This is a genomic window from Paenibacillus xylaniclasticus (assembly GCF_004001065.1).
Taxonomy (GTDB): domain Bacteria; phylum Bacillota; class Bacilli; order Paenibacillales; family Paenibacillaceae; genus Paenibacillus_T; species Paenibacillus_T xylaniclasticus.
Genome location: NZ_BIML01000062.1, coordinates 1 through 5,972, shown reverse-complemented (window position 1 = coordinate 5,972; position 5,972 = coordinate 1). Strand labels below are relative to the sequence as shown.

Genomic DNA, 5,972 nt, shown 5'->3' with positions numbered 1-5,972 from the left:
TCGGGTCGGTCAGCACCTACGCTAAATAGGCCAATTCCCTCTCGGGGGAATTCCTTATAAAAGAGTTTACACAAGATTCTTGACAGACCCTAAGCAGCTTGTGAATACATCCTCTGACGATAAATAACTGGGGGCCATCCTCCAGGGTTTGAGGTGTAGATCCGCTGTCTGTTATAGTAGACCATGATGTATCTGAAGATGATCGATTTAACATAAGCTATCGGATAACGCTCGGTGTTGATCTTGTATAGCTTTTTCTTTCTTTAGCGTAGCAAAAAAGCTTTCCATCCTTGCATTGTCATAGCAACGTCCTGTGCCACTCATGCTCTGAATAGCATCTTGTTTCGCTAGACATTCTCGGAAGGCATGGCTCGTATATTGACTGCCTCGATCACTATGAAAGATCAACCCACGAGCATTTCTTGCTTTACAGGCACTCTCAAAAGCTTGGATACAGAGTTCCTTCCGCATGTTATCGTCCATAGCAAGCCTACGATCTCGCCGTTGAAACAATCCATTACTACAGAAAGATATAGCTTGCCGTCTGAACAAGAGACTGCGGTGATATCCGATAGCCACTTCTGGTTGGCTGCTGAAGCTGTAAAGTCTCTCTAGATCAAGTTCTCGCTCTTTTGAGCTTCGGCGTCTTCACGTGTTATGCCGTTTGGATGACGCTTGGCTTTCTTCAGCAGGCCATGCTGCTTCATTATTCAGTAGACGGTGCTGTAGCTGGTAGTGATCTCCCTTTGCGACAGCGCAAGCAGAATACGCTGGACACCGTAATTTCTATTGTCTTCATGTTCATCGATGATAGTTTTGATTTTGACCAGAAGAAGTTGCTGCCGCTCCTTTCGAGGTGTAGGCTTCAAGCTACGATAATAGCCTGATTCGCTGACTGCAAGTACATCGCACATCTCTTTGCCGCTCCATTGATTCCGTCGTTCTCGGATGTAAGCATAGAGTTGGCATATTTTTACCGCTTCCGGTCTCTTGCGAAAAAACCAAGTGCATCCTTAAGAATTTCATTCGCAAGGCGCAGTTCGCTTATTTCTCGTTCCAATTCAATTTCACGTGGCGTCTTATCTGCAGAGGCATAGGCACGTTCGCTACCAATAAACGCTCCGTCGCCGTGCAGCGTTCTTTGCTTTCTCCAATCCTGCAAAGTGTGGTAGGAGATACCCAACTGCTCCGCGGCTTTCTTTGGTCCAATCTCATCGCTTAATCGTACAGCTTCTTCTTTAGATGCTTTGTCGTATCGACTCATTGTCTCCCGTCCTCTCGTTTCTCGTTAGCTTCCATTTTATTTTATGCGAGGGGTTTTTCGACTGCATTTTTATCGTATTACTCCACGTTAACCGCAATCAAAACGATTGAGCCTTGGAAGGGGCTATACGATTAATGCACAACCGCTTTAATTTACCAATCTATAAGATGGTCCTTGAACTCATTGGGATCATCTTCTCTCATCCACATTAAAAAACCGCAACCATCCTCCCGGCCGGTTACGGTCCCTTCCTCAAAACTTCGCGTAATCGTACTTCTCGCTCGCTGCATCGAATTTCATAATCGGCAGCTTCTCCAGCACGACCAGCACCTTGTGCTCGCCGAGCGTATAAGCGATCGCTTTGCCCCCTGTGTCGGTGTCTCTTGGTGTTCCGCCTGACAGTATGCCTTCGAGCTTCAGCATGGAAGCGGTCTCTTTTACAAGATTAGCAATATGCGTTAGATTCGGTTCATTCAGAGAGATCGTATGGATCGGTGTGCTATTCACATAGATCGTCGTTAAGGTCATATAGGCTTTCGTCATGGAAACTACCATCCTTCGCGTCATAGTGTTATGAGATATTTGCGTGCTGCTTCTATTCTAACAGAGAGCTGTCAATTGCACAGCATGAAAAAGGCGATTCAAGCATAACTATGAGACAACACCCGCATTTGGACCGCCCAACCTTTACATGAATCATGCGAAGAGCTGGAGGTGAATATGGCTGATGATGAAGAAGGACAGCAGCGCCATTCTAACGTTCGTCAAGTTAGCGGCGCTATTGATTGTCCCGAACGAAGACGATTATGGAGCCGGAGACGGCTCGGATCGGCGGCTTTATTCGCTGCAGGAGGCTCTATGAAAACCTATTGCGTAACCGGAGGTGCCGGCTTCATTGGCTCTCACTGGTGTGAGAGGCTGCTGAGCCTGGGGCATCGCGTTGTTTGTATCGACAATTTTGCCGACTTTTATGACTACCGGATTAAGGTTAGCAACGTACTTCAAAGCACGGGGACGAAGAGGGCTAAGATGTCTTCTCGAAATAAGGAGGACGATTTGCGAGAACTGCCAAGCCTCGTGAATCGTACGAATTATAAGCTCGTCGTCGCGGACATTCGAAATGCCGATGAGTTGGAATCGGTATTCGCGCAGGAGAAGATCGATGCGGTCATCCATCTTGCAGCCATGGCCGGGGTAAGGCCGTCGATCGCGGACCCGCTTCTGTATGAGGAGGTCAATGTCCGGGGAACGATGCAGGTGCTCGAAGCGATGCGTAAGCATGGCGTACGCAAATGGCTGTGCGCCTCTTCGTCGTCTGTATATGGCAATCAGACGAAGGTGCCTTTTTCCGAGAAGGACGCAGTGGACAGGTGTATATCTCCCTATGCAGCAACGAAGAAGACGTGTGAAATTGTCGGGCACACGTATCATTATTTGTACGGCATTGATACGATAATGCTCCGGTTCTTTACGGTCTATGGTGCAAGGCAGCGCCCGGATCTTGCGATATATAAATTTTGCCGCATGCTGGATCAGGGCGAGGAGCTGACGGTGTACGGCGACGGCTCGACAAGGCGTGATTATACGTATATTGACGATATTATCGACGGAATGCTCGGCGCGCTTCGCTATGTCGAAAGTCATGAGCTGGTATATGAAATCGTCAATTTGGGTACGAATCATACCATAACGCTTTCTGAGCTCGTGCGAACGATTGAAGAGGAATTCGGACGCAAAGCGAGCATTCGCCGGCTGCCCCGGCAGCCTGGGGATGTCGAGAGCACGTATGCGGATATTTCAAAAGCGAACCGGCTGTTCGGTTACCATCCGAAGACGCAGTTGGCGCAAGGGATTAATCGGTTCGTTACATGGTACAGGAGTGAGTGCGTATGGTAAGACTGTCAATCGTGGCGCCTATTTATAATGAGGAAGAAAATATTCGGCCGTTGTATGAAGCCATTACGAATGCAGTAAAGGGCCGGATCGACAGCTACGAGATCGTACTCGTTAACGATGGAAGTAAAGATCGCAGCGCAAGTCTGCTCAATGAGCTGGCGAAAGAGGATGAAGCGGTGAAGGTAATTCATTTCGAGTCGAATTGCGGGCAGACTGCCGCGATCTATGCCGGACTGAAGCAGTCTAGCGGTGAGCTGATTGCACTGATCGATGCCGACCTGCAGACAGATCCGCGAGATATTTTTACGCTGATGCCGTACATTCCGCAGATGGATTTCGTGAATGGCAAGCGGGTACGTCGACAGGACACGTTCCTGAAGAAGGTCTCTTCGCGCATAGGCAATGGCGTCCGTAACTGGCTGACCGGCGACAGCATCTACGATACGGGATGTCCGATGAAGCTGATGAAGCGGGAAGTTGCAGACAGCTATTATTTGTATGAAGGAATGCACCGGTTTCTGCCGACGCTAGCGAAGATAAACGGCTTCAAAGTGATTGAGGTTGCGGTGTCGCATCATGAACGGCAGTTCGGTGTTTCGAAATATGGCGTGTTCAACCGGGCGTTCGTTGGCTTGATGGATGCGATTGTCGTCGGCTGGCTGCGCAAACGGGTCATTCGCTACCAAATTAAGGGCCAATAGGATGGGACAGCTTTCGTTTCATTATACCAATGTCGTTGATCTGTGCTGGATCGTATTCGGTCTTATCGGGCAGCTGTTGTTCTCTTTGCGGTTCATTACGCAGTGGCTGGCGAGCGAGAAGGCGAAGCAAACCGTCATCCCGCTGTCTTTCTGGGTGTACAGCATTCTTGGCAGCGCCATTTTGTCGGCTTATGCGATCTACCGCCGTGACCCGGTCTTCATTCTCGGGCAGCTGCCCAGCGTATTCGTATATATTCGTAATATCATGATCAAACGTAAGGCTAGCTTAGCGAATGAGCAGTCGGGTAACCGCTCCGTCGATACGAATTTATAAAGGAACGGGCATTCGGAGGGATGCCCGTTGTTTAAATTTCGTAGAACTCGTTTATTTTGAAAGGGTATTTTCTCCATTTCACGAATAGATGAACGACGGAGGTGTTCTTATTGAAGCGAATCGCAATCGATATGGATGAAGTGGTAGCGGATATGATGGGCTAGCAATTGGCGTTATTTAATGAACACTTTAATGAAGCCATGACGGCTCAAGACACGAATGGGACAAGACTGTGGAAGCTCTATCCGGAGCGTGCGGAGCAAATTATTGGGTTCGTGAATGAGCCGCGTTTTTTCCGGGACTTAGCCGTCATCGAAGGAAGCCAGCAGGTAATCCGTGAGCTTAGCGAGCATTATGAAATTTTCTTTACGACGGCAGCGATGGAGCATCCCTCGTCGTTTACCTGCAAATATGAGTGGCTACGCGAGCATTTTTCGTGGATCTCTCCGATGAACGATGCGTTCTGCGGCGATAAAAGCATTATCCGCGCGGATTGTTTGATCGATGATTCGCCCCGGCATTTTGAGCGGTTTCAAGGACACGGCATTTTATTCACCGCCCCCCACAATATATATGAGACAGGGTATATTCGAGTGAACAATTGGCATGAGGTGCGCGACTATTTTCTGAAGTAGCGGCAGTCTCGATCCTTTATTCGGTGTCATTCATCTGCGACTTGGAGTGGGGAATATGAATACGCAAACGATTATTTTCGATCTTGACGACACGCTTATTCATTGCAACAAATATTTCGGCATCGTCATCGAGCAATTCCTCGACCATATGATGAAGCTGTTCCCGGACGTTGACCGATCTGTCATTCGCAGCCGGCTGATGGAGATCGATCTTGCCTCAGTGGAGGCTAATGGACTTACGATGGAGCATTTGCCGGAGTCGTTCGTTGCGACGTACAGCCAATTCCAGCAAGAGCAGGGAGAAGAGGTCGATAACCGGACGGTAGATCAATTGTATACGCTTGGGCTTAGCGTATTTTCTATTCCGGTGGAGCCGCTGCCGGAGATGGTGGAGACGCTTGACCGGCTGCGTGAGGAAGGGTGCAGCTTAGTGCTGCATACAGGCGGTGATGAATCCAATCAGTATCGCAAAATAATGCAGCTTGAGCTGTCCGCTTACTTCGACACTCGCATTTTTATATCTAAGCATAAAGACACAGCGGCGCTTAGACGAATTATGGATCAATTGCGGCTTCAGCCGTCTGACACCTGGATGATCGGCAACTCGCTGCGCACGGATATTATGCCGGGACTAGCTGTTGGCGTTAACGTCATCCACATCCCGGCCGAGGACGAGTGGGAGTTTAACAACATTGACATAGACGTCGAGCCTCAGGGCGCCTTCCTTACTCTGAAATCGCTGAAGGAGGTTCCGGACGCAATTCGAGCCTATTTGGTCGGAAGAAAGATCGGGCGTTAAGAGGAGTCCAGAGCGGGTGGTTCGTTCGATGGTTGCTCGGGTAAGCTGTTCGCGGGAGCTTATTCTGCACGAGGTCCATTCATTCGGCACCGGACTGGTTATTACACAACTTTATACACACTAGAGCCTGTACATTGTGCGGGCTCTTTTTTATGCGGCTCGCATGGGGGTGATTGCAATGAAGGGTGGGTAAGTTGCGATAGGTGAGATGTACTAGTGCAGCGTGTCGTTATCTTTGCGCTCTGCTTTCTACTCGCTGCACAAAGTACATTCATTTCGCACAAATGGTTTAAGATTCGTAAAGTTGCCGCACCTCGTACATCTATATCGCCCCAAATCGGTA

9 protein-coding genes are annotated in these 5,972 nt (G+C 49.0%); 6 read left to right on the top strand and 3 right to left on the bottom strand.

From position 1 onward, the window contains the following. Positions 1 to 207 precede the first annotated feature (207 nt). The 3 genes from PXY01_RS23430 to PXY01_RS21795 form a co-directional block, all read right to left on the bottom strand. Positions 208 to 483, bottom strand: a complete 276-nt coding sequence (locus PXY01_RS23430; RefSeq protein WP_373864316.1) for a DDE-type integrase/transposase/recombinase — start codon at positions 481 to 483, stop codon at positions 208 to 210. Positions 484 to 973: 490 nt separating this feature from the next. Then, positions 974 to 1,264 (bottom strand): transposase, encoded by a 291-nt coding sequence (locus PXY01_RS21800; protein WP_127573219.1) that lies wholly within the window; start codon positions 1,262 to 1,264, stop codon positions 974 to 976. Positions 1,265 to 1,516: 252 nt separating this feature from the next. Further along, the gene (locus PXY01_RS21795) at positions 1,517 to 1,807 is read right to left on the bottom strand and encodes a hypothetical protein (RefSeq protein ID WP_127573218.1); all 291 of its coding nucleotides are present in this window, start codon (positions 1,805 to 1,807) and stop codon (positions 1,517 to 1,519) included. 184 nt (positions 1,808 to 1,991) lie between these two features. On the opposite strand from PXY01_RS21795, the gene PXY01_RS23130 reads away from it, so the two are divergent. The 6 genes from PXY01_RS23130 to PXY01_RS21770 all read left to right on the top strand — a co-directional run bounded on the left by PXY01_RS23130 (position 1,992) and on the right by PXY01_RS21770 (position 5,629). Next, entirely contained in the window at positions 1,992 to 2,126 is a 135-nt protein-coding gene (locus PXY01_RS23130) for a hypothetical protein (protein ID WP_262385132.1), read from the top strand. After that, the gene (locus tag PXY01_RS21790; RefSeq protein WP_127573216.1) at positions 2,123 to 3,160 is read left to right on the top strand and encodes a GDP-mannose 4,6-dehydratase; all 1,038 of its coding nucleotides are present in this window, start codon (positions 2,123 to 2,125) and stop codon (positions 3,158 to 3,160) included. Before PXY01_RS23130 ends, PXY01_RS21790 begins: the two co-directional genes overlap by 4 nt. Continuing rightward, on the top strand, positions 3,154 to 3,861 hold the full coding sequence (locus PXY01_RS21785; protein ID WP_127573214.1) for a glycosyltransferase family 2 protein: 708 nt from the start codon (positions 3,154 to 3,156) through the stop codon (positions 3,859 to 3,861). The genes PXY01_RS21790 and PXY01_RS21785 overlap by 7 nt, the downstream gene beginning before the upstream one ends. A 1-nt stretch (position 3,862) precedes the next feature. Beyond that, on the top strand, positions 3,863 to 4,195 hold the full coding sequence (locus PXY01_RS21780) for a lipid-A-disaccharide synthase N-terminal domain-containing protein (RefSeq protein ID WP_127573212.1): 333 nt from the start codon (positions 3,863 to 3,865) through the stop codon (positions 4,193 to 4,195). Positions 4,196 to 4,362: 167 nt separating this feature from the next. Beyond that, a complete protein-coding gene (locus tag PXY01_RS21775) occupies positions 4,363 to 4,830 on the top strand; it encodes a 5' nucleotidase, NT5C type (protein WP_246028062.1) in 468 nt (155 codons plus the stop codon). Positions 4,831 to 4,885: 55 nt separating this feature from the next. Beyond that, positions 4,886 to 5,629, top strand: coding sequence for an HAD family hydrolase (locus PXY01_RS21770; protein ID WP_127573210.1), 744 nt, complete (start codon positions 4,886 to 4,888; stop codon positions 5,627 to 5,629). Positions 5,630 to 5,972 lie beyond the last annotated feature (343 nt).